The sequence below is a fragment of the Pedobacter sp. HMWF019 genome, from assembly GCF_003061025.1.
GTDB lineage: Bacteria > Bacteroidota > Bacteroidia > Sphingobacteriales > Sphingobacteriaceae > Pedobacter.
Genome location: NZ_QAIL01000095.1, coordinates 1 through 25,560 on the forward strand (window position 1 = coordinate 1; position 25,560 = coordinate 25,560).

17 protein-coding genes and 2 tRNA genes are annotated in these 25,560 nt (G+C 40.2%); 7 read left to right on the plus strand and 12 right to left on the minus strand.

Annotation, left to right across the window (positions count from 1 at the left end; translation table 11 throughout):
* From DBR11_RS06165 to DBR11_RS06205, 9 genes are all read right to left on the minus strand, one after another.
* On the minus strand, positions 1-1,346 hold a 1,346-nt coding region (locus tag DBR11_RS06165; protein ID WP_108550735.1), incomplete at its 3' end, for a SusD/RagB family nutrient-binding outer membrane lipoprotein.
* A gap of 53 nt (positions 1,347-1,399) precedes the next feature.
* Complete coding sequence (locus tag DBR11_RS06170; protein WP_108550736.1) at positions 1,400-4,630, minus strand: SusC/RagA family TonB-linked outer membrane protein; 3,231 nt, start codon at positions 4,628-4,630, stop codon at positions 1,400-1,402.
* A 182-nt stretch (positions 4,631-4,812) separates the two neighbouring features.
* Positions 4,813-5,700: an AraC family transcriptional regulator gene (locus DBR11_RS06175; protein ID WP_108550751.1), complete on the minus strand. Its 888-nt coding sequence runs from the start codon at positions 5,698-5,700 to the stop codon at positions 4,813-4,815.
* Between the two features lie 417 nt (positions 5,701-6,117).
* Complete coding sequence (locus tag DBR11_RS06180) at positions 6,118-8,403, minus strand: GH92 family glycosyl hydrolase (protein WP_108550737.1); 2,286 nt, start codon at positions 8,401-8,403, stop codon at positions 6,118-6,120.
* Positions 8,400-8,924, minus strand: coding sequence for a DUF1735 domain-containing protein (locus DBR11_RS06185; protein WP_158275220.1), 525 nt, complete (start codon positions 8,922-8,924; stop codon positions 8,400-8,402). The genes DBR11_RS06180 and DBR11_RS06185 overlap by 4 nt, the downstream gene beginning before the upstream one ends.
* Before the next feature lie 134 nt (positions 8,925-9,058).
* The gene (locus DBR11_RS06190; protein WP_158275221.1) at positions 9,059-10,570 is read right to left on the minus strand and encodes a SusD/RagB family nutrient-binding outer membrane lipoprotein; all 1,512 of its coding nucleotides are present in this window, start codon (positions 10,568-10,570) and stop codon (positions 9,059-9,061) included.
* 10 nt (positions 10,571-10,580) lie between these two features.
* The gene (locus DBR11_RS06195; RefSeq protein WP_158275222.1) at positions 10,581-13,979 is read right to left on the minus strand and encodes a SusC/RagA family TonB-linked outer membrane protein; all 3,399 of its coding nucleotides are present in this window, start codon (positions 13,977-13,979) and stop codon (positions 10,581-10,583) included.
* A gap of 218 nt (positions 13,980-14,197) precedes the next feature.
* A complete protein-coding gene (locus DBR11_RS06200) occupies positions 14,198-15,151 on the minus strand; it encodes a FecR family protein (protein ID WP_108550741.1) in 954 nt (317 codons plus the stop codon).
* An 89-nt stretch (positions 15,152-15,240) separates the two neighbouring features.
* Positions 15,241-15,843: an RNA polymerase sigma factor gene (locus tag DBR11_RS06205; protein WP_108550742.1), complete on the minus strand. Its 603-nt coding sequence runs from the start codon at positions 15,841-15,843 to the stop codon at positions 15,241-15,243.
* 478 nt (positions 15,844-16,321) lie between these two features.
* Between DBR11_RS06205 and DBR11_RS06210 the strand changes: the two genes are divergently transcribed.
* Genes DBR11_RS06210 through DBR11_RS06220 form a run of 3 tightly spaced genes read left to right on the plus strand, consistent with a single transcriptional unit; the run spans position 16,322 to position 19,490 of the window.
* Positions 16,322-18,784: an amino acid adenylation domain-containing protein gene (locus DBR11_RS06210; RefSeq protein ID WP_108550743.1), complete on the plus strand. Its 2,463-nt coding sequence runs from the start codon at positions 16,322-16,324 to the stop codon at positions 18,782-18,784.
* A gap of 2 nt (positions 18,785-18,786) precedes the next feature.
* Positions 18,787-19,056 carry a hypothetical protein gene (locus DBR11_RS06215; protein WP_146186476.1) on the plus strand — a complete coding sequence of 90 codons (270 nt, stop codon included), beginning with the start codon at positions 18,787-18,789 and terminating at the stop codon, positions 19,054-19,056.
* Positions 19,053-19,490 (plus strand): GNAT family N-acetyltransferase, encoded by a 438-nt coding sequence (locus DBR11_RS06220; RefSeq protein ID WP_108550745.1) that lies wholly within the window; start codon positions 19,053-19,055, stop codon positions 19,488-19,490. The genes DBR11_RS06215 and DBR11_RS06220 overlap by 4 nt, the downstream gene beginning before the upstream one ends.
* A gap of 39 nt (positions 19,491-19,529) precedes the next feature.
* On the opposite strand, the gene DBR11_RS06225 is transcribed toward DBR11_RS06220, so the two are convergent.
* A tRNA-Glu gene (locus DBR11_RS06225) sits at positions 19,530-19,601 on the minus strand.
* 42 nt (positions 19,602-19,643) lie between these two features.
* Positions 19,644-19,716: transfer RNA gene (locus tag DBR11_RS06230), tRNA-Met, on the minus strand.
* Between the two features lie 111 nt (positions 19,717-19,827).
* On the opposite strand from DBR11_RS06230, the gene era reads away from it, so the two are divergent.
* Positions 19,828-20,706 carry a GTPase Era gene (gene era / locus DBR11_RS06235; RefSeq protein ID WP_108550746.1) on the plus strand — a complete coding sequence of 293 codons (879 nt, stop codon included), beginning with the start codon at positions 19,828-19,830 and terminating at the stop codon, positions 20,704-20,706.
* A 58-nt stretch (positions 20,707-20,764) separates the two neighbouring features.
* Positions 20,765-22,066: a ribosome biogenesis GTPase Der gene (gene der, locus DBR11_RS06240; RefSeq protein WP_108550747.1), complete on the plus strand. Its 1,302-nt coding sequence runs from the start codon at positions 20,765-20,767 to the stop codon at positions 22,064-22,066.
* 7 nt (positions 22,067-22,073) lie between these two features.
* Here der and DBR11_RS06245 read toward each other — a convergent pair whose 3' ends face one another.
* Positions 22,074-23,681: a S41 family peptidase gene (locus DBR11_RS06245; protein ID WP_108550748.1), complete on the minus strand. Its 1,608-nt coding sequence runs from the start codon at positions 23,679-23,681 to the stop codon at positions 22,074-22,076.
* 344 nt (positions 23,682-24,025) lie between these two features.
* On the opposite strand from DBR11_RS06245, the gene murQ reads away from it, so the two are divergent.
* Positions 24,026-24,835: an N-acetylmuramic acid 6-phosphate etherase gene (gene murQ, locus DBR11_RS06250; protein ID WP_108550749.1), complete on the plus strand. Its 810-nt coding sequence runs from the start codon at positions 24,026-24,028 to the stop codon at positions 24,833-24,835.
* 3 nt (positions 24,836-24,838) lie between these two features.
* Complete coding sequence (locus DBR11_RS06255; protein ID WP_108550750.1) at positions 24,839-25,408, plus strand: hypothetical protein; 570 nt, start codon at positions 24,839-24,841, stop codon at positions 25,406-25,408.
* Positions 25,409-25,560: the final 152 nt, after the last annotated feature.

Genomic DNA, 25,560 nt, shown 5'->3' on the forward strand with positions numbered 1-25,560 from the left:
TCATTATGTTTGCCTTTAAATGCCGAATTTATAGCAGGATAATTTGTAGAAGGTATTCCTGTTCTTCGGTATAAGCTCCATGCTTCATAATTTTCCTTAAACAATGCAGTCCACATATCCCACCATATTCTTTCCTTAGTATTGTCAAACTTACCTTTGCCAGCGAGATAGGTTTGGGCATCGGCATCCGGAACTCCATTGTCTTTCATTGAAATCATTACAGCTTTATTATAAGCACTTTCGGCAGTCATTCCTACATTATATCCCAGCATTGCCGCTTCGGCAAAAATATAATAGGTCTCACATGATTTGTAGAATGGTGTATATCCTGACGGATTATTCATATAATATTCCCCTATCCAGGAAACAGATCTTAACACAGCCGGGCCCGAAGGCAGACCATTTTGATAACCAACATACGTTCCTGTATTCGCTTTTTGTGCTACAGCGGCAATTCGCGGATCTTTTACCTCATTTAAGTAGTCAATAAAAATATCGAACATTCCCCAGTTGTCAATTCGTTTACCATTAATTCCTGATTTGTACCAGGGTTCCATATAAGGCAAATTTCCAGGCCAGTATAAGTAACAATTCTCTGCATTTGTTTCTAAAACTGGATATTTATTCATATTTCCGGCAATTTCCTCAATCGTTGATTTCGCAAGTGCCGGGGCGACCGCTGAAATACGCATCGCCATTCGAAGCCGCAATGAGTTACAGAACTTCTGCCATTTCCCCATATCCCCTTTATAAACGATATCATAATCACCCACATTATCTGTTCCCAGTCCTGCAGCCATTTCATCCGCTATCTTTTTTAGATTCGCCAACACTGCAGGAAAAATATCTTCTTGTTTGTCATATTTCGGTTTTAGAAGATTCCCATCCCCAGGCATTCCCATAAACGCTTCCGTATAGGGTACATCTCCCCAACCATCCAAAAGATAGGACCACATATAATTTTGCCAAATGCGCGCAATGGTTCTAATATTCTTGAAACCAGCCGCCTTATCTTCAGTCTTCTTTAACAGATCATTCATTTGGGTATTATTGTAGTAACAAGCATACCAACGATTTCCATAGGTATTGTTCGTAGGAGTCAGCCCGCTCATATTATCCGGATACTGAATTTTAACAATATAACCTGCAAAGGTCCCATAGCCGTCTATGTCTCCTCCAAACTGTTCACCTGCATTTCGAAGCACATTGATCAACATATTTTGAGGCGGAACATCCGGCAATGCATCCGGATCCGTATTGATCTTTTCAAAATTCTTTGTGCAACCCGCCATAAAAACAAAGGCAAGTAGGAATGTATATCTAATTTTATATAATAAATTCTTCATCTTTCTGATTTTTTATTCCATTGAAAAATAATCTTGTCAAACAGTGCAAAGGATTAAAACGTAACTCCAAGTTTCAAACCAATGCTACGTGAATTTGGAACCGTTGCCTGTTCAAACCCAACTCCCCTGGAATCACTTGATACGCCACCCGATTCGGGATCGATACGCATGGTATTGGACTTATGCACCCAGAGTAAAGCCAGATTAGATCCAATTAAAGATATATTGGCACGTTTAATCCCTTTAATTTTACTATAGAGACGTTGAGGCAAATTGTAGGTTAAATAGGCCTCTCTTAATTTCAGAAATGATCCATCAAAAACGGACATGGCAGCAATACCACCACCTTCATACCAATCCTGGGCATTGGTCTCTATGGTATTTTGTACCCAGCCCCCTTTGCCGTCAGAAATCGCAAACCTTTCGCCTTTCATAACATCTCTGCCCGCAACAATTGCCCTCTCCCGTATGCCATTTTCCGCTGTAATCTCCGCAACACCTGTTGCATAACTATGCGACATGGTTTGCGACCAAATATCACCACCTTTACGAAAATCCAGCATAAAGCCAAAACTAAAGTCCCCATAAGTAAAATCATTGCGCATACTGGACAAGAAATCTGGCACTACATTACCAATATTTTGCGCATCTTTACTTTGGATAAGTCCTGCACTTGTCACTTTAATCGCACCTTTCATTGGCCCGTCTTCTACCCGATCATATCCTGGTCCAACCAAGGTTCCCCAGGGTTCACCTGCTCTCGCCATATTCGCAATTCCCCAGGTCCAACCTATTTGATAGGCTGTCAGGCCTAATTGCGGATCTAGTTCTAACACTTTACTATTATCTTTAGAAAAGTTCACCGTAGTGGTCCAGTTTAACCCCTTTTCCTTTTTAAGGATATCGCCCCTCAATTGAAGCTCGACACCTTTGCTTTCGATATTACCTGCATTTAAAAACAATTTGGTGAAACCTACTGTGTTGGAGGTGCTCACTGAAAGTAACTGATTTTTTGCATTTTTATGGTAATAGGTAAAATCCGCGTGTAAGCGATCTTTAAATAACCCTATTTCGGCACCCGTCTCCCAGGTGTAAAGGGCTTCGGGATTTAAATCCCTCAACGCATAAGTCATGCCTTTATACATTTGCGCCATATTGTTAAAAGCATCAGTTTGTGCGTAATAATAATTTCCATTAGCATAAGGAATTGTTGCATTTCCTACCTTCGTAATATTGAGCCTCAATTTCAGAAAGGATAAAACATCCCCTTTTATATTTGCAAAAGAACTCGTAGGAATCCAGCTTAAACTGGCTGATGGGTAAAAGAAGGATTTAGTCAGTGTAGAAGACCAATCGTTCCGGGCAGTCAAATCCAAATACAATTGATCTCGCCAGCCAACCGACGCTTGTCCATAAACGGAGTTTGAACGGTTTTGTTCGTGATCCATTAACGCATCGGCAGGTCCGATTTTATTGGTTATAGTATAAACCCCCAGTACATTCAGACCACTCGCTCCCAGGGTATTCGAGGTCAGTTGATAGTCACGATAGTTTGCACCAACCGTACCCAACACGTTAATCTCGCCAAATTGTTTATTAAAATTGGCCAAAAAGTCAAGGTTAAGTTCTGTACGACTATTTTTATTTTCACTAAAACTACCGTTTAGATGATCAAAATTAAAATAGTTTCTCTCGAACCGATTGACATTGCTATAATCCAAACCTAAACGCCCTTCAAATTTTAAGAAATCAAATGGCTGATAATAGAGGGAGGACTTTCCAAACACACGATTCATTTGCAATGAGTTGATAGATTCGTTCATGGTATAATAGGGGTTCATGTGGTAGTTTGAATTCCAATTGTAATAGGTGTATTTACCCTGTGCATCCCGTTGATCCCACTTACTCTTCAAGTCTTTCATATCCACCTGGCGGCCAAACCAAATCAAATCATTCATAGGATTGGCACCGTCATATCCCTGCATAATCAAGTTGTCGCTTTCTGTTCTGATGAAGCTTGACATGATGTCATAAGATACTTTATCACTTATTTTATAGTCATTGTTTAACTGAGCACTGTATTTCTTTTGATCGGTATTGGGTACGGTTCCTTTTTGATCCCGGAAAGATATAGATGCTCTGGTCGACGAACGATCACTTTTAGACAATAGCGAAAGGTTATGATTTTGGGAATAGCCAGTCTGAAAGAAGTCCTTTACATTGGAAGGGTGTGAGATCCAGGGTGTGGCCTGTCTAACTCCGTTGACTACAGGACTGTTAAACTGCGGAAGGTTCAACCCCTTATCTAACCGGGGTCCCCAGGATTCATCATATCCATCATTTACTCCTCCACCTGCTCCATCCACATAAGAAAAAGACTTTTCCTGAGCATATTGCTGGTACGTTAATCCATTACCAGAATCTCCAAAGCTAAATTCATCCCCGCGGGAGCCTTGTCCATATAGATTTTGATATTTGGGTATCGTCGCCGCTCTATCCATGGTAAAATTGGCATCGTAAGAAATCTGCACACCATTCTTTGCGTGCTTCCCGGATTTGGTCACAATCATAATGACGCCCTTACCTCCGCGCATACCATATAAAGCAGCAGATCCCCCTTTTAACACCGTTACACTTTCGATATCTTCGGGATTGATGTCATTTAGTCCTGACCCATAATCGACTCCCGTGTATGTATTGTCTCCACTTCTTTGGGTGCTATTTGTAATAGGCACACCATCAACAACGATAAGCGGCTGTTGATCGGATGACAAAGAAGTGTTTCCTCTGATTGAAATTCGCGCAGAAGAACCTATGGCTCCCCCAAATTGATTGACCTGTACGCCAGCAACCTTCCCGGTCAGTGATCCTGTCAAAGATAGCTGACCCGCGCTTGTCAGTTCCTTAGCCTTTACGTCCTGGATGGCATAACCCAAAGACCTCTTTTCCCGGGTAACACCCATTGCGGTAACAACAACTTCGTTTAAGATTTTATTATCCGGCAATAAAGTCACTTCAACCGAGGTTTGACTGGTGATATTCACCTCTTTGTGTTCATAGCCAATTGCAGAAATACTTAACACTCCTGCCTGATTATAACTAATTGTAAATTCGCCATTTGCCCTGGTTTGAGTACCACCTGCACCATTCTTCAGTTTAATTGTAACTCCTGGAATAGGCTTCCCTTCTTCATCAATCACTCTTCCTCTCAAAATCGTTTGTGCATAAACTACAGAACTTACGAGTATGCCCGCAGCTAGTAGTAGAATACTTTTTCTGTTCATAAATAGTTAGTAAAGTTGTTTTCAATAGTATTAGTTTATATAGCTTTAATGTGTTTGTAAAAACTAAGCTATTCATACCAGACTTTGAATGCTAACCGTATCTTAACCATCATTACTTAATTATTAACCTCAAATGTTAAATAAACAGTTTATGCCATAACTCCATTTCAATAGAATTCAATTTAGATTCGTGAGTAGAGCGTTTGCTTATATTGTTGCACATATTCCTTCGGGTTGCAGCCTGTGATTTGTTTAAAAACCCGGTTAAAATTGGTTATGCTATTAAAACCACAGTTATAGGCGATAAAAGACACACTATCTAGATAATCTTCATTTAATTGATTGCAGACTTCCTTTACCCGAATTCGATTTAAATAATGAACAAAAGTAATTCCGCAATGCTTTTTAAAATACCTGCAAAAAGCTTGTGGGGTCAGGTTAGCATATTCAGCAACATCCGCCAGCGTAAGTTCATTTTTGAAATTCTCTTTAATATAGTTAAATATTAAGGTGATTCGGCTACCGCTAGTCCCTGCTTCGAGGCTTACTTCTTCAATCCTTTCTGCACAAAGGGGATCTGTTTCTTTGGAAACGTTGGCCAAAGATCTCAACAAATAAAAAAAATGCATCAACTTATCGATCTGAACCGCCGACTTAACCTGTAACACACGTTCAGAAACCGACTTAAAGTGGGATTCTGGGATTTTAAACCCTTGGGGGTTACTATATATAAATTGATTTAAGGAATCAAGCTCTCCTAGAGAAAACAAGGGTTTCAATTTTCCATTCGGATCAAAAAAAACAGAAATGGAGCGTGATTCATTTGAAAGACGATCTTGCGATACCGACTTAAATACATGGGGCTGATTAGCTGCCAAAAAGAAAATATCATTCTCTTTAAAAGGATGCAACGTATTCTCAACCACCAAAACTCCATTGCCTTTTACGATCCACATTAATTGCGCTTCTTGATGACTGTGAAAATGCGGGTAGAAAGAGTCCATTACATCTTCTTGTACAGTCAGGCTTTGACCTTCCATAGTTGGCACATTAAATTGTAGTGTTTTCATAGCATTTTCATAATTAATATGAACAGAATTTATCATTTGGTTTACCTGAATGTAGCAACTACATCTCAACAAGAAACTACCGATAACATCAGCCCACTAAGAGATCCTTAAGAACCCAGCCAGGATCCCTTAACTGATAACCCAATGATATTGGGTTTGTCGGAAGGCAATGCCTTCATAGCCATTGAATCTACTATGAATTTATATGGAAAGCAAATTAAATTAGGAAATACATTAAAGACTCTTAAAAGCTTCGTTAGCTATTATTATCGAAGAAAGGTCTCTAACTGAATATCCTGGACGATGCTGACCCGATTCTGGATATTACCTCCCAGTGAGATAATCAAACTCATTCTTTATGCACATTGACGTGGGGTCAGCATCGTCCAGAACATTCAGTTTCCCGAGTTGGACATACTAACCTGGGGGAACGTCCTTCTTGTCAATACCCCATTTATAGTTGGGTTTACTCCCCATTACAAACTCAAGTTCACCCCCTTTTACAATATTGTCCTGGGTAATATAAGTCTTATTGTACGTTTTGCCATTCAGCTTTACAGATTGGATATAGACATTCTTTTCTGAAACATTTTTAGCAAACACGTGGAACTGCTTTCCATCTCCCAAATTTATGGTGGCCTCCTTTAAAACCGGAGATCCAATCGTATAAATGCCGCTGACAGGATTTACCGGATAAAAGCCCATTGCACTGAACGTATACCAGGAAGACATCTGACCACAGTCTTCATTGCCTGAATAACCCGATGAGGAATTATTGTACAATTCATTCAGGATCTTGGCCACATAGCGTTGTGTTTTCCAGGGTTGTCCTGCATAATTATACAGATAAGCCACATGATGACTTGGCTCATTTCCATGTGCATATTGTCCAATAAAACCAGAAGCATTTCCGTTTACCTCTCCCGGAAGATCCTTAAGAGAGAAAAAAGTATCCAGCTTCGCTGTAAAAGGCTCAACACCACCTACCAGCTGGATCAGACCCGGTACATCCTGCGGCACAAACCAAAAGTATTGCCAGGCATTTCCCTCAGTATATGGATTTCCACCGTTTCCGCCATACTGCAGCGGGTTAAAAGGCGAAAGCCAGACTCCATTCTTATCTTTTGCTCTGAAAAAACCACTTTGCCGATCGTACAGGTTTTTGTAGAAAGCTGAACGTTTCATAAAATGTTTGTAGTCTTCTGTTTTTCCCAATTTACGTGCCAACTGTGCTACACACCAATCATCATAAGCCATCTCCAAAGTAATCGATACCGATTGTGACTGCAGGTCTTCGGGGATATACTTATACTTTTCCCATACCTCAAAAGGTGATCCCGGATGAGAAAGCATAGAAGAACCTTTTACCGCTTCATAAGCCTTGTTCAGGTCAAATCCTTGTATCCCTTTTAAAGCGGCATCAACGATGACCGGAATGGCGTGATTTCCAATCATACAATAATTTTCATCTCCCCAAAGCTGCCATATGGGAAGATAACCATAGGTATCGTACTGGCGCATCATACTGTTGATAAAATCTGCTGTACGCTCCGGCTGAACTAAAGTATACAAAGGATGTGCCGCACGGAAAGTATCCCAAAGGGAAAAAGTAGAATAATGCTTTTTATCCGCTGCATTTTTAATGGACAGATCTGAAGCCTGATAATCTCCGTTCACATCAGCCATATTATTGGGCTGCGTGAAAGCATGATAAAGCCCTGTATAGAAAATCTCTTTTTGAACAGGTGTACCCTCCACTTTTATTTTCCGGAGTTCTTTTTCCCACTGATCGGAACTTTGTTGTACCACCTGGTTAAAATCCCATCCATTAAGCTCAACTTTCATATTTTCCCGTGCATTCTCTATACTTACCGGCGAGAGTGCAACCTTAACTAAAAGTTCGTTCTGGGCCCTGGCATCAAAGTTTAAGGCTGCTTTGATACTGGTTCCATTCTGCACTGCAGCATGTTCATATCCCTTCTTACCGTTAAACAGAACTGAGCTTACAATGGGTTGGGAGAATTCCGCATGAAAATAAACCTTCCTTAATTTTGCCCAGCCAGTCAGTATTCGATACCCCTCAATGGTTTTATTATCCACAATCCTGATCTCTGCTCCAATAATCTTGCAGGACCAGTAAGGGCGTTTTTTGTCCATGGAATGATCCAGGTCAAGAATCACATGTGCCAGTTCTGTTTTGGGAAATGTATATCGGTGCATGCCTACATGTTCCGTAGAAGTCAGCTCCGCATTAATCCCGTAATCTTGCAGTTTGACCTGGTAATAGCCGGGTCTGGCTGATTCTTCCTGGTGTGAAAAACGGGAGCGGAAACCGCTCCCCTGTATTTTTTCATCACCTGCCGCAGAACGAATCTCTCCTGTTGTGGGCATCATTAAGATGTCAAATAAATCAGCTACTCCTGTTCCACTTAAATGAGTATGACTAAAACCAACAATAGTTTTATCATTGTAGTCATAACCTGAAGCCGGATTATCCGGGTTATCCTGTGTATCCGGGCTCAGCTGAACAAAACCAAAGGGTGTTGTAGCCCCCGGAAAATTACTGCCTGAAAGGCTGTTCTTATCCACTGCTCCGGTACCAATAAATGGATTCACATAGCTGATCAGTTTTACTTCTTTTTGTTGTGCATAAAGGCCGGCACTTAAAAGCAGGCCAGCAACAAACAGCCTATTCTTTATCATGATTGTTTAAGGGTAATGACAGAGATCAATGTACTAAAATTACCGCTTATGGTATAACCTCCACCATCAGTAATTGTAATTGGCAGGGCATAGGTTTTAGTAGGGTCCAGATTTAACGTATTAATCTTTATCGGAAATTTCACTTTTCTCTGCCCTGCAGGAATAGTGATTTTATTGGACGCCAAACTGTAACCATTAGAAGGTATCATCGTATAATTTTTCCCGTTAGCACTATTGAATTTTGTCAAGGCAGCCGCGTCAACTGTCAATGTCACCCCCACGTCAGAAGTATTTGTCTCTGGCGCCGCATAATTTACATAAATGAAGTAATCAGAAGGTGTCTCTGAAATAGTGAAGGACGCAGCAATAGAATTACCGGCTCCATTTCCTGCAGAAGAGCCTACAGGAAGTTCAATAACTGGTTTATTTTGTGTAAAATCAGGCTGGGAATTATCTTTTAAACAGGAAGATAAACTTCCTGCCAGCGCAATTGCAGCGATATAAGTGAATATTCTTTTCATTGGAATAAATTTTTTCATTGGAATATAAATTATTCTTATTTCATCGGTAATGAAGCTATCATGAGCATATTCATTGTTGTTTTTGAGTGTTTGCTCATAATGGTTTCATCTGTTAAAAGCTTTATTAATCTTATTTAATTAACATCCCAAAAAATTCTGGAAGTAAACTGACTGATCTGACCTTGCGCCAATACATTGTCAGGGTTGTAATTGTATTCGCTTTGTGGATATAGCATTCGTACAGGAATCTTACGGGTTGTAGCTGCGGGGTTATCAGAAACAGGGATATCGGCAGGGATGTTCAGCCTTCTGAAATCTGCCCAGGACTCCATATCGTTGATTCCGTTCATTGCAGCCCATTTCTGTGTAATGATCAGTTTTAGTTTGTCTGTTGCCAAATCCCAATTGCTAATGTCACTTTGTGCCAGATAAGCGGTTACGCCCTCTGCCCCCAGATAGCTAAAGTTCTGCGTTACCGCCTGTTCATAGAATCCCCGCGCAGCACCCGAAATATAACCTCTTTGAGCGGCTTCTGCTTGTAGGAACAAACTTTCAAAATCAGTTAACAAAGGCTGTGACATATCAGCACCTTTTAGCAAACCTCTTCCTATAGAAGACCTGTTGATCGGATCATCAGCGGGAGAAGTTGCGGTAGGCCCAAAACGACTACCAGAATAGGTCGTCCCTTTCCCGTCATTAAGTGTAGTATATAACTTGCCTAATCTGGGATCATTATTGTTCTGATAAAAATTAATAGCATACTCACTGGCAATATAATAACGGTGATTGTTTACAGGCGCATTTGCAGGAGAATATCCAAAGTTTGCCCAAAAAGGATTTTGCTTTCCATCAGAATTGGTATAACCTGGATTCACAAAAGCACCTCCATCTTTTTCTATACCGATATACCCCATTCCATTGGCATTTATCTTTGCAATTTCGCTGTTGATATAGCCTGCCCTTCCAGGCATTTCCGACTGGCGTAACAATAACCTCAGTTTCAAAGTATTGGCAAAACGTCCCCATTTCAGGGCATCTCCCTTATACATGACGTCAAAGGCGCCATCACTTGTACTAACCTTTCCAATATTTGCTTTAAATAAACTAGCTGCCGTATCCAGCTGTTTGGCCAGATCTTCATAAATGTCCTGGGCTTTGTCGTAAGCAGGTCTGATCACAGCAGTAGATTTTAAGGCTTCACTATAAGGTATGTTGTTGTAAATATCAACCAGATTATGGAAATCATAGACCTTCATCGTTTTAGAAACCGCCACATAAAATGGATTCTTTAACTCCAAACCCTTTCTCCCTACATAATCGTAGTCTTCCAGATTGTGGTATAAGTTATTCCATATGTTTACCAGAGGACCATAATTGCTGGTAAACTGATAGCTCCGTTCTTCTGCAAAGGCAGCTACAGCGCCACTAAAATTCCAGTATCCAATCCATGCCGCAGAAAAGGCGTAGAACTCCGTAGAACCCGTCGTACTCGCCGCCGTTGAATTCAAAGCATTGGTCAATACCAGTCCCGGAGTTACATTAGACGGTTTATTAGGGTTTTTATTGATATCTAAATAATCTTTAGAGCAAGCACTTAATACGCAGATAGCGGCTATACTCCATATTTTTAATCTTTTTGTGTTCATCTTCTGGTTATTATAAAGTGATTGATGCTGTAAAACCATAAATACGGGTTGGCGGGGTTTGGTTCAGGTTATTTGATCCTTGTGCATTATCTGTTGTCGCATTAAACTCCGGATCTGTATACACATTGGTTTTTGGTCTGAACATAAACAGGTTTCTACCCACCAGGGCAACATTAGCTCTCTTGATGAATTTAATATGTTTCAAGTATTTAACCGGTACTTCATAGCCAAGCGAAAGTTCACGGATCTTCCAGAAAGCTGCACTGGTCACATAGTTCTGCATCACGCCATAACGTGTAGTTGAACCCGCCCAGTAGTCAATTCCCCCTGTTCTGGTGGTGATATTGGTATTCGGCACATATACCCCCGGAGAGGTCTCAATCACAGAATTTGGGTACACAAAACGTTCCCGGCCATTGCTTGCAGAACCATAACTGATTCCGGAAAAATCCATCGTACTTCCTGCGCCACTGTACACCACACTTCCACTCCTGTATTCAGCTGTACCGGATAAGGTAAAATTGTGGTAATTTACACTCGTGCTGATGCCAAGAATGTTTTTGGGTGTCGTTTGACCAAATAGGATATTGGTCTGGCTTAAAACAGGGAAGCCAGTTCCAGGATCTACAATAGTCCGCCCCTGCGGATCGGTAGAAAAGCCATTGCCCATCAACACAGGATAAGGCTGATCCTTTACAATGTAATTGTTATTGCCAATACTTAAATTAGGTAGCCCCTGATAAAGAGAGATGGCTTTGTTCTGATTGTAAGAATAATTTAATCCAACATTCCAGGTAATGCCCCTACCGTTCTCGCTGAGTATTGGTGTTCCTTTCATGGAAAGTTCTACACCATGGTTCCTACCCTCACCGGTATTGATAATAGCATTGGTAAAGCCAGTTGCACTGGAGATATTGATACCGTTAATAATTTCCTGATCTTTTGTCGCTTCCCAATAGGCCGAAGTTTCCAAGGAGAGTCTGTTGTTGAAGAAACCCAGTTCCAGCCCAATCTCCGAAGAAACGGTTTGCTCAGGTTTTAAATTTGGATCAAAAACTGTTTTACCAACGCTGTAACCCGCTGTAGAACCATAAGGGAAACCAGAACCTACATCAAAAGTAGCCTCCAGGGAATAAGGGGAGAATTGTACAGCATATACTTTAGCTATACCACCTCTGATCTTACCAAAGGACAGGACATTATTATTCTTCAGTACAGGAAAAGCCTCTGTAAAAATAAAAGAAACATCAGCAGAAGGATAAAAGAAAGACCTGTTCTCCTGTGCCAGTCTCGAATCCCAATCGTTCCGCCCAGAAGCATGTAAAAACAGATAATCTTTATAACCCACCGTCAAATCACCGTACAGGCCAAGTTGTCTGTCTTTCGTTGAGGTCTCTCCTACAATAGCATCACCTGCACGATAACCTACATTATAAAAATCAGGAATGACCAGGTAGTTTGTTCCTGCAGACAACGTTCTGCTAGACTTTTGAATGACCTGAGAACCGCCAATGAGTGTAAAGTTCAGGTCTCCCACCTTTTTCTTAAAGGTTGCCAGGAAGTTTCCTTCCATCCTGCTGTTAAAATAAGAATAGTCTGATGCTGTTCCCGGAGAATTTTGGGGATTAGCAATGCCTTTTCCACTATCATGAGCAAAGTCAGAATAGCTTACAGCCTCTTTAGTATTCTTACCATTGATCGTATAGGTAGTAATTCCTCCCCTTGCCGTCAGGTTTAACCAGGGAGCAACATCATAAGATAATGATAAATTCCCCAACAGGTCATCTCTTCTCTCCCTGGTTCTTTGATAAGCCAGATTGAAATAAGGGTTTAAGCCATAATCATTATAAAAACTGTTAATATTGCCATAAACAGAATTGATGTCTTTATACTGCGTAATTGGAATATTTGCTGGTGTATTAATAATGTTGTCATAAATCTGGGAATAAGACTTATCATAGTTCTTCTGAGTATAGTTCAGGTTATAATCTACCTTTAGCTTATCAAAAATACGGGAGCCGTTAAATCTTGCCGCTGTACGGTTAAATTTATCACCTGGTACATATCCTTTGCTGTTTAACCTTTGAACATTGATATAAGTAGAGCCCTTATCATTGCCTGTGCTGAAACTCAGGTCATTTTGTTCATCGATACCTGTATCAAAAAACTTCTTCTTTTCATCTGCTGCATTTGCATAAGGTACCATCTGGATAGAACCATCCGGAAGCGTACGGCCTATGGGACGGATACTGCCATCAAAACGATCGCCAAAATTTTGGTTTTCATATGGTGTGTACTGTGGAAAACCATAAATATCCTGGCCGGAGCCTCCACCAAACTGCGTCTGCATTTTTGGAAAATAAGACAGTTGGTTGAATTGAGTGGTATTGGTATACGTGATCTGAGAAGCATCCTTTACCCCTTTTTTGGTTGTTACAATCAATACCCCGTTAGAAGCCTCTGAACCATACAATGCCGCAGCATTAGCACCCTTCAGTGTGTTTACACTTTCTACGTCATTTGGGTTGATGGAATTCAGATAACTCAAAGGCACGACTACCCCATCCAGTACCAGCAAAGCCTGGTTATTACCTTGAAAAGAGCGGTTACCACGCAGTACTACCCGAATCTGGTCACCCGCATCAATCTGGTTATTGGATTGTACAATCTGTAGTCCGGCGATTTTACCAGATAAACCCGCAGCTAAATTCGTTGGGCGGCTTTGGGTGAGTTCTTTTGCATTGACCTGCTGAGTGGAGTATCCCAGTTCTTTCGCTGATCGTTTGATTCCCAGTGCCGTAACCACCACCTCTCCCAGCTGATGCGCATCCTCCGTAAGGATCACATTTACAACAGATCTGCTTCCTACCACAACTTCTTTGCGCGCAAAACCCAGGTAAGCAAAAATTAAAGTGGTATTGCCATCGGGTACCTGGATACTATATTTTCCAGATGCGTCGGTATTGGTTCCCAATGCAGTCCCTTTTATAAATACGCTCACTCCCGGCAAGGATTCCCCGCTATTGCTGGTTACCGTACCGGTAACGGTAATTTGAGCATTTTCTGCACTTCCGGGTTTGGCCGCAGGTTTCAGTTGCAATACAATATCTCCATTCACAACTTCGAAATAGATGTTGTTTTTGGTTAAAATGTTATTCAAAATACTTCCCAGGTGTTGCCTTTCCGCATCAATGGAAATCAGCTGATTTGTATTGATAAAATCTTTGCTGTACACAAACTTCACAGAGGCCTTTGAAGCCACCTTTTTGAGTACAGTCTCCAAACTAATGTTCTTTGCAGAAAGATCAATATACCGGTCAAGGACAGCATCCTGAGCTTTGCCTGTCCTGGCGTAAGAGACACCAGACACAATGATTGCAATAGCTAACTGACTTAATGTGACTTTCATAATTTTAAATAAGCCAAGACGGTCTTGTAAAAATAAATTCATAAATTAGATTGTTTCTTTTGAAATAATGAGACAAATAATTTCCCTTTAGAACGGATTCAGCGTTCTATTCACGAGGGATGATTTCAAACAGAGGTGTTCACAGCACTTCTGTTTCTTTTCCAATAAGACGGTAGGTTTTCTTTATTTTTCCATAGGATGTTTAAATTTTAGGTTATTTATAAGTGGTTGAATTGTTGATTTGCTGTAGTTAGTGTAATCTCTTTACCAATACTAGTATAACTGCACTGTACAGACTTACAGATCAGCACAAGGATATCCGGTAGATTTTTGCCCTTAAAATCGGCCGTAAGTCTGTATTTTTTCAGCTTTTCTTCTTTCAAAAATATTGGAACATGGTAATACCTGCTTAAAGCTGGAATAATTGCTGATAATTCAGTATCCTCAAAAGAAAGCTCTGCTTTGCGCCAAACCATCATGTCTGATCCCAGTTCTATAGGCGCCTTCAGCAAGTGCTGATCTGCTTTATTGTAGCTCACTTCTTCCTCAGGAAGCAGTATGACTTCCTTTTTGGCTTTAGAGGCCGTACTAACAGAAACTTTGCCTGTCAAAACGGAGACTGTAGTGATTTTTTCTCCAGATACAGACCGGATACGAAAGCTTGTGCCCCAGACTTTGGTCAGTACTGTCCCACTTGAAATCAGAAAGGGGTGCTGGTGGTCTTTCGCTACTTCAAAAAAGATCTCACCCTGCATACTAACTGCCCTGAATTCCCCAAATCTTGAAGGATAAGTAAATCTCGCCCCAGGATTTAACCAAACTGTACTCCCATCTGGCAAAATCTTCTTTAATACAGAATTCGCTGAATTATAAATTACATGGGTCCTAATCTGGGTATTTGTTTGCTGCTTTCTTACTGAAAAGAAAAATAGCATTCCTGCAGTTAAAGTAATAGCAGCGGCCATTGGCCAACGAAAAAGCTTGAGCCATCCCTTTTTCTCCGGTAACCTGATCTGATCTTGATCCAGGCACAGATCAGTATTCATTGTTTCCTCCAGATACTTATCCAGCTTACCCTGCTTCATTAAGTACACAAAAACTTCCAGCTCTTCGTCTGTCGATTTTTTTTCCAGGTAACGCTGAACTAATTCCTTGTAGTTTTCTTCTTCCATATTGTGGCTCTAACTATAAAGACAATAAAAAGAAAGACTAGGGTAGTTAAAATTGAAAAAAAATATGCTTAATTATATTTTAAATCGTTTTACCTATGCAAACCAAAAATAAAAGACAGGAACAGACTTAAAGAAATACCATATTCACTCTTTACCGCAGAACGCAATACCTTCATCGATTGAACCATGTGATTCTTTACCGCATTTCTGGAAATATTTAATGATTTTGCAACCTCATCATAACTTTTTTCCTGATCTCTACACAACCTGAAGATCTCTCTGGTCCTTTCAGGAAGGCTATCCAGTATTTTTCGCAGGAAGACCAGATATTCTTTATGCATCAGCTGCTCTTCGGTCTCATTCCTAAGGTGTACAAAACTATCAACAACCTCACCAATAGCTACTTCAGATCTAAAGATCACCTTCATACTATTCAGGGTGTGGTTCCGAGCAGTTACAAACAAATAGGCTTTAAAGGATTTTACCCCGGCAAGTATGGATCGGTTTTCCCATATTTTAATAAAGACTTCCTGGGTCAGGTCTTCAGAGAGCGGCGAAGAATTCACATACCTTAGAATAAATTTCTGAATAGACGGACTGTACAGATCATACAAACCTGCAAAACCGCGTTCATCACCCGCAATTAGCTGTTGTAAAAGATCTTTTTCGTTATGTACAGCTGAAGTCGACAAAATATTCTTTCAGAAAATGATTATCCTTTGGTTGCTTGAATCAAAACTAGTGAAAAATAAGCCAAGGTAGAAATCTATCCACCTTTTATTATCTAATAAACGAAAGCCGGGACGCAGAGTAACAAAACAGCCGGAAAAACATAAAAATTTATAACGTCAGGGCTAATTAGCTTTTGGGATTGGTGTTGCTTAAATAAGAAGTAAACAGGCTTTTAACACGCTTTAAATATGCTTAACAAGCGACAAATTACCTGTTTAAACCTTTTAATTTTCTATTTTATTTCTTGTATTGGTGCAACGACACTCTACCTTAATAAAAACAGCTTGTTCCATAACTGGATATAACAAGGAGACCGGTTATACCTCCGTTAGAGAATTAATGAAAAAAATTCCACGTAAGTGAAAATTTCGTTATCTTTCACTAAATAAAAGCAATACCAGTTTTCTCTGCCAACTAGTGAGTTAAACTAATTTGTCTATGCTTAGTCATCCCGTCCCTTCAGACCACAAAAATGAGCAGGATACAAACGGCTTGTCCCAGAATGATATTCAGCTAATAAAAAGATTCAATGATACTGCAGCACCTTATCCAAAAGAGAAAATGTTGCATATGTTATTGGAAGCACAGGCGTTACAACATCCTGATCATACGGCGCTGGAATTTAGGGAAGCATCTCTGAGTTATAAGGAACTTAATGAAAGTGCCAACCAATTGGCCAGACACTTAATTCAACTGGGGTTAAAACATGGCGAAAATGCAGGCATTTTAGCTGCCCGCGGTTTTAAGATGATTATTGCTATGTTTGCGATTTTGAAAGCCGGAGGATCCTATGTGCCTGTAGATCCTGAATATCCAGCAGAAAGGCAACAATATATCCTTTCAAATTCTGCCGTAAAATTACTTATCGCAGATGAAGTCTGTACGGCTCAGACACACCTTTCAGGGATACAAATGGTACATCTACAAAACACGCTGTTACTTCCTTATGATACAGGTAATTTAAATTTGCCCGCAGATGGCCATCAAATGGCCTATACCATCTATACATCCGGGTCAACCGGAACACCTAAAGGGGTAATGATTCAGCATTGTTCTGCCGTAAACCTCATCACATGGGTAAACACCCGTTTCAATATTGACCGTCATGACCGCCTGCTATTTGTGACTTCTATGTGTTTCGACCTCTCTGTTTATGACATCTTTGGAATTTTAGCTGCAGGCGGTACGTTAGTCATCGCCGGACAAACGCAAATCAACGATATTACAGCATTGCAGCTTATGCTTCAAGACCACCGCATTACCTTCTGGGATTCGGTTCCTTCAACTTTAGATTACCTGGTCAAAGACCTCGAACTAAACCACAGAAGCTATACTCAGAGCACTTTAAGGATCATATTTTTAAGTGGCGACTGGATTCCGGTAAAACTGCCTGAGCGGGTCAGAAACTTCTTTCCCTCAGCACAGGTGATTTCACTTGGAGGCGCAACCGAGGCGACTGTCTGGTCAAATTACTTCATTATTGATCAAATACAAACAAACTGGAAAAGTATTCCTTATGGAAAACCCATCAGCAACACTTGTTTTTATATTCTCGACGAACAACAAAGGCCTGTGCCGATAGGGAGTATGGGCGAGCTCTATATCGGTGGAACAGGAGTAGCGAGGGGTTATACTAATTCACCAGAAAAAACTGCTAATGCCTTTTTAAAAGATCCTTTTAATCCTGAATTCGGAGAATTAATGTACCGAACTGGTGATTTGGGCCGTATGCTTCCAGATATGAACATGGAATTTCTAGGAAGAAAAGACAATCAGGTAAAAATAAGAGGTTTCAGGGTTGAACTGGGTGAAATCGAAAACGCTCTTAGCCGCTATCCAGATATAGAGCATGCTGCAGTGGTGGCAAAAGAAGATAATTCTGGTCAGAAATACCTGATTTGCTTTTTAGTCCCCCGCCTGACCTTTACAAGGGATGGAGTTATCCAAAACTTAAAAGAGATTTTACCTGCATACATGATACCTTCCCTTTGGATAGAGCTGACCGAACTTCCATTAAACATCAATGGTAAAATTGACAGAAAAGCATTGCTGGACCTCAACATAAGTCAGGTTGAAGACGTGATTTCCAAACCATCAGTTCTATTGCCGAACAATGAAGCGCTTCTCTGCACCATTTGGGAGGAAGTATTTGGTATAGAAAAAATAGGCATTCATGATAATTTTTTTGAATTAGGAGGCCATTCACTTATGGCACTACAAATCATGTCGCATTATGAGAAAAAAACCGGGGAAAAGATCCCTGTCGCGGCCCTTTTTAAATATCCGACCATCCTGTCCTTGCTATCTTCGCTGGAGGAGCAAAAAATAAAAAAGAACGAAAGTTTAGTTGCCTTAAAATCAACTGGAAATAAAACACCCCTATATCTTATACATGGTGACGGGCTTCATGTATTGAACTTTAAAGCTCTGGCAAAATATGTAGATGCAGAACAACCCGTTTATGCCTTGCAACCCAAAGATTTGGATAAAATCGATAAAAATATAGAGACTATTGCTGATATCGCCAGGAATTATATTATAGAGATTTCAGAACATAATCCAGATGGCCCCTATGCGATTGCAGGGTATTCATTTGGTGGATACATTGCTATTGAAATGGAAAAGCAACTCAGGCTTGCCGGTAAGGAAGTAAAACTTCTGGGCATTTTTGATACAAATGCAGAAAATATTTTCTATAACAAATCCTGGACCGTTAAACTTCCCAAGAAGATCATCAGACAATTCCCAAAATTCTATTGGGAGCTAAAGTCATTGATCAGAGAACCTTCCTCCGTCGTAAAATATCAACGCCATTTATTTTCCAGAAAAATAGAAGAATTATTGAATTGGCTTGGTCTGCAAAAAAAACAGACGCAGAAAGCGGCATTACCACTCAGATAAAATTGATCAGTGAAAGAAACGCAGCCGCACTTCGAAATTACAAGGTCAGTCCAATTGACAACTATATCTACCTTTTCAAAGCAAAGACCCGACCCTATTTTGTCGATGATTTTAAATACCTGGGCTGGCGAAAATATACTGTAAAAGGTGTTAAAGTTTTTGAAGTTACAGGAGACCACGATACCATGTTCAAGGCACCAAATGTAGAAGAGCTTGCACAGGTGTTACAAGAAGCTTTAAATGAAGTCCAATCCAAAAAGCAAGTTATATGATCATTGAATCCATTACCCGAAATGATATTGAAATCTGTGCCGAGACCTTAAAAAAGGCCTACAATCAGGCGCCCTGGAATTACCACTGGAGCTCAGAAGATGCAGTCAGTTATCTCAGTGAGTACATGTGTCAGGCTCAATTTACAGGCTTTACGCTATACCACGAGCAGAAGCTTGCCGGAGCCGTTTTTGCGCATATCAAAACCTGGTGGACGGGAAAACAGCTTTATATTGATGAATTGTTTATTGCCCCTCACCTACAAAAGAAAGGATTTGGCCGGATACTGATTGAACATATGGAAAAATATGCCTTAGAACAAAAGCTAACAACCATGACTTTAATGACTCATAAATTTATGCCTGCAATGAAATTCTACGAGAACATCAATTTTATTCATGCTCAGCCGCTTGTCATATTATTTAAACCTATATAAAAGCAAAAATCCCGCTCTACTTATCGTAAAGCGGGATCGTAGCCCGTAGGGGAATCGAACCCCTGTTTCCAGAATGAAAATCTGGCGTCCTCACCCCTAGACGAACGGGCCATTAAGAAGTGCCATAACCCCGAAAGGTTACGACTTCTTAGGTAGCGGGGACCAGACTCGAACTGATGACCTTCGGGTTATGAGCCCGACGAGCTACCAACTGCTCCACCCCGCACTTTATACAATTTCAAAAGTGAATATTAAATCCTTAACTCTTCTTCCGAATTGGAATGCAAAGATATAATTCGTTTCTTTGTAGTGCAAATTTATTTTAAAAAATATTTCGATGTCGCACAAAGCAGGTTTTGTAAGTATAATAGGTAAGCCCAATGTGGGTAAATCAACGTTAATGAATGCCCTGATCGGTGAAAAGCTTTCTATCATCACCCCGAAAGCCCAGACCACCCGTCACCGTATTCTGGGAATAGTGAACGAAGAAAACTATCAAATTGTTTTTTCTGATACGCCGGGCATCATAAAACCCAAGTATCAGTTGCAAGATTCTATGATGAGTTCCGTAAACGGAGCACTCTCTGATGCAGACCTTATTTTGTTTGTTACAGACATTCATGAGGGACACGACGAGAACGATGTACTTGAAAAAATTGAGAAAACTACGATTCCAATCATTGTCCTGATCAATAAAATTGATACCGCTACACAGGAAGATGTGGAAGAAAAAACGACTTACTGGACTGAGAAATTAAACCCTAAACACGTTTTTGCCATTTCTGCTTTGCATGAATATAACCTAAGTGGGATTATGGAAACCGTTTTAAACTTTCTTCCTGAACACCCGGCCTATTATGACAAAGAGGATCTGACTGACCGTAACCAAAGGTTCTTTGTTTCGGAAATCATCAGAGAAAAGATTTTTAACAATTATCAAAAAGAAATTCCATACAGTACTGAAGTAGTGGTTACCTCTTTTAAAGAAGAGGAAAAGATCACCAGGATCAGCGCGGAAATCATTGTAGAGCGCGATTCCCAGAAAAACATTCTGATTGGAAAAGGTGGTTCTATGCTAAAAAAGGTTGGCACTGAGGCCCGTAAGGATATTGAGAAATTTTTGGATCAGAAAGTTTTTCTTGAAACCTTTGTAAAAGTATTGCCAGATTGGCGCAGCAAAAAGAATTATTTAAAAAGTTTCGGGTACGAAAATTAAACCTACCTTTGCAACCCCTTAATAATTAATACAATAATTAATACAATTCACACCCCATATGAGTAACATTATCGCAATCGTCGGAAGACCAAATGTAGGCAAATCTACCCTTTTTAATCGCTTAACTGAAAGTCGTAAAGCTATTGTAGATGATTTTAGCGGCGTTACACGTGACCGCCACTACGGTGTTGCAGAGTGGACCGACAAAAATTTCACCGTTATTGACACTGGCGGTTATGTAGCCAATTCAGAAGATGTTTTTGAGGCTGCCATCCGCGAACAGGTGATCATCGCTATCGAAGAGGCCACTGTACTGCTGTTTATGGTTGATGTGACCACAGGCATTACTGACCTGGATGACGAGATCGCTTCTTTATTAAGAAGAAGCAATAAACCTGTTTTTACTGTAGTAAATAAGGTAGACAATACTTCCCTGGAAAATGAGGCTTCCGTGTTTTACGGTTTTGGTCTAGGCGAGATCTATTCTATTTCTTCAATGACCGGTTCAGGAACTGGAGATTTGCTGGATGACGTGATCACCCATTTCGAAGATGTAGTAGAAGAAGAAAATGCTTTACCTAAGATTACGATCGTTGGGCGTCCAAATGTTGGAAAATCCTCACTGATCAATGCATTGATCGGAAGAGAACGAAATATCGTAACCCCAATTGCAGGAACAACCCGCGATTCGATCCATATTCACTACAACCAGTTCGGTCATGAATTCATGTTTATTGATACTGCTGGCCTACGTAAGAAAACCAAAGTAAAAGAAAACATCGAGTTTTATTCGGTAATGCGAACCATTAAGGCATTAGAAGAAGCTGACGTAGTCATCCTGATGGTTGATGCCATGGAGGGACTCGAATCTCAGGATGTTAATATTTTCCACCTGGCAGAGAAAAATAAGAAAGGTATTGTGATCCTGGTGAACAAATGGGACCTTGTGGAAAAAAACAACAAAACGGCTAAAGTATTCGAAGAGCAGATCCGTCAGAAGTTACAGCCCTTTACAGATGTGCCGATCATCTTTATCTCCGTACTGAACAAGCAAAGAATCTTCCAGGCAATTGAAACTGCTCTGGATGTATATAAAAACAGAAGCAAGAAAATCCCAACCTCTAAATTGAATGACGTGATGCTTCCGATTATTGAGAACTATCCGCCACCTTCCATGAAAGGAAAATACATTAAGGTGAAATATGCGACGCAGATCAATGCCAGTTCACCGATGTTTGCCTTCTTCTGTAACCTGCCACAGTACATTAAAGAACCTTACAAACGTTTCATTGAAAACAAACTAAGGGAAAACTTTGATTTCAGCGGTGTACCGATTCAGATTTACTTCAGACAAAAATAGAAAAGGATTATTGCAGGCTGTTTAAGGCCTGCTTTACCATACTATCATTCAGATTCAGTGCTTTGTAATAGCCTGCATCACCTAAATGGTATTTATACAATAATACTCTAAGATCATTACAGATCACAGGTTTGGCTGCCATCAGCTGATGCTGATCTATAATGATCTTTCTGTTCTGAATATATTTTACCAATGCATTAAAATCCTCAGAACTGATACTAAAAGTATTCATATTCTGTTCTAGATAGTGGCTGTTATAGCGGTTGGCCAGCACATCAAACACAAAATCAAACAGTATTTTTTTCGAAATCAAACTATTATAGAATTTATTAACACCAACCGTATCCATTTTCACATAAATATCCGGCTGTATTCCTCCACCACCAAAAACAACTTTTCCCGCTCCAGTTACAAAAGAAGGATGTTTCTTCAAGGTATCTTTGGGTCCCAAACCTTTATCAGTCAGTTCACCATCGTTAAATCTTTCTTCCAACTCGTTCTGATAAGCTGCATAGCCCTTTTTATAGGATTTTTGTATACTACGACCCAAAGGGGTATAATATCTGGCAATGGTCAGATTCAATGCAGAACCATCTCCAAAAGGAAACTGTTCCTGCACCAGGCCTTTTCCGAAAGAACGACGCCCAATGATGAGCCCACGATCCAGATCCTGAACAGCGCCCGCAAGAATTTCACTTGCCGATGCTGTATTTTCATTGATCAGTATGGCCAGCCTACCATGTTCAAACTCTCCACCCCCAGTAGCGACATAATCCGTTCTTGGCTCATGCTTTCCTTCGGTATATACAATGAGTTTGTTTTCCGGAAGGATCTGATTGGCCAGTCCGGTAGCTGCAGTGAGGTAGCCTCCCCCATTATCTCTGAGATCGAGGATCAATTTAGACATTCCTTTTGCCTTCAGGCCTCTGAGGGCCTCTGTAAAATCTACATCAGTATTTGCACCAAATTTACTGATTCGGATATAAGCGGTAGAGGAAGTTACCATATAAGCCGCGTCAATGCTGCTCACCTGTACCCGCCCTCTTTTAACATTTAATAAAACAGACTGACTGGTACCGGCACGCATCACCAGCAGTTGCACCGGGGTACCACTTCTACCTTTTATTCTCCCGATCATTTGGTCTCTAGGCAATTGCTTGCCACTTACAAAAGCACTGTCCACTTTCAAAATTTTATCACCAGGACGCATTCCTGAACCATAGGCCGGACCATCTTTAATCACGTTGGTGACCATAAGTGTATCATTCAGGATGTAATATTCAATTCCAATTCCCTGAAAATTCCCTTCCAGTGCATCGGATTGTTCAGCTGCTTTTTCTGGTGGAAGATACATGCTATGGGGATCCAGCTGATGCAGAATGCTGTCTATTGGCAAATGATTTAAAGTATCAGTATTGACCTCATCAACGTAATTTTTATCAATCAAATGGATGATTTCCGCTACTTTTTCCTTGTTGTTATCTGCTTTGAGTGTTTGCTTTTGTAAATTATACCCCTGATCTTTCAAAAATTTAAATCCAAGATACATCCCGCCTATTAAAGTTACAGAATAAGTGAGTGCTATAATGAGATTTTGACGGGTAATTTTATTCATGCAGCAGATGTTGTACAAAGTTAGGAAATAACCCTGTTAATAACACAAGTAAGGCAGGTACATTTTTAATATATTTATAAATCTGGTTTCACCAAAGCTTAGATCATTTCAGTACCGCCTAAAATTTCATAATTAAATAACTCCCTGAACGACAGAATTGTTTTCGATCTTCTTTCAGGGAAAGATCAGCCAAATAAAATCAAACCTCAATTCAACTTGATAAGTTAAGTGATATGGCCTCCTTACACAGCAGGAATTTTATTTTTTTGTTGATATCCATTGAAACCACCTCCAGGATTTCCGGTTTAGAAAGAAATTGACGAATTTTAGCAAAAATATAGTATATGATAAGAGTAACCGAGCAAGAGTCCAGGTACAATGATATTGATAAAATGTCCGTTCTTGAAATTTTGAAAGGGATTAACCATGAAGATAAAAGTGTACCCTCAGCGGTAGAGAAGGCCATTCCACAAATTGAAAAACTGGCTTCTGCGGTATCGGAAAAAATGCAGAACGGCGGTCGTTTGTTTTATATTGGTGCTGGTACTAGCGGACGTTTGGGAGTAGTAGACGCTTCAGAATGCCCGCCTACATTTGGTGTACCGTTTGATTACGTTGTAGGCATTATTGCTGGTGGCGATACAGCTATTCGCAGAGCGGTAGAAAATGCGGAAGACGATACGGAACAGGCCTGGATTGATTTACAGGAATACCACATTAATGATAAAGATTGTCTAATCGGATTGGCTGCATCGGGTACTACACCCTATGTTGTTGGTGGATTAAATACCGCCCGAAAAAACGGTATTCTGACAGGTTGTATTGTGTGTAATGAAGGTGGACCAATTGCCCTGGAAAGTGACTTTCCTGTAGAGGTTATTGTAGGTCCTGAATTTTTGACCGGTTCTACACGTATGAAATCAGGCACAGCACAAAAGCTTGTACTGAATATGCTGAGCACGACGGTAATGATTAAGCTGGGCAGGGTTAAAGGCAATAAAATGGTAGATATGCAGCTTACCAATCATAAACTGGTTGACCGTGGCACCCAAATGGTCATGGACGAATTAAACATAGACTACGATCATGCTGCAGACCTGCTTAACCGTTATGGAAGTGTGCGCAAAGCAGTAGAAGCCAGTCATAATAAATAGATCATGCACGAAATTGAACCTTACTATCAGTGGCGCGATGATTACATCGCAGCAGAAGATGAGCGTTCACCCTTTTTCAACACTGAATATTCCGAATTCTATTTTGACAAACAGTTATATAATTTCCTGATTCATCCGCAGTGGGATGATTTTGGCTCAAATACGCTATATCTGAAAGTTCTGTTTGCCGATTACGACAGACAATACGCTATTATAGAGTTTATCGGTGAATGGAACGATGCCATCAACAACGATATTATGTTGCTCAAACGCGAAATACTGGAGCTAATGATGGATGAAGGCATCAACAAATTTATTCTAATTGGAGAAAATATACTGAACTTTCATTCTTCAGAAGACAGCTATTATGAAGAATGGTTTCAGGAGGTTGAAGATGGCTGGATTTCGGGGATCAATTTTACACCTCATGTGATTGATGAGTTCCGCAGCAGTAATATAGATTACTATATCAACTTTGGTGGTGAACTTGACGATTTGGCATGGAGAACCTTAAAACCTTTGCAAATTTTCAAAAAAGTTGAAGAAATCCTGACAAAAAGACTCGGGGCATAGCTTTTGTATGAATCAAACAATTCTTATCTTTAACTAAAATTAGAATACAATGGATAACAACAATAATTATGAATGGGCACAAAAGTCCGTTTTTGTAGAACAGCAAAGCGGAGCAGTTGCAAAGAATTTCTTTGCTAACGTTTTCTTATGGA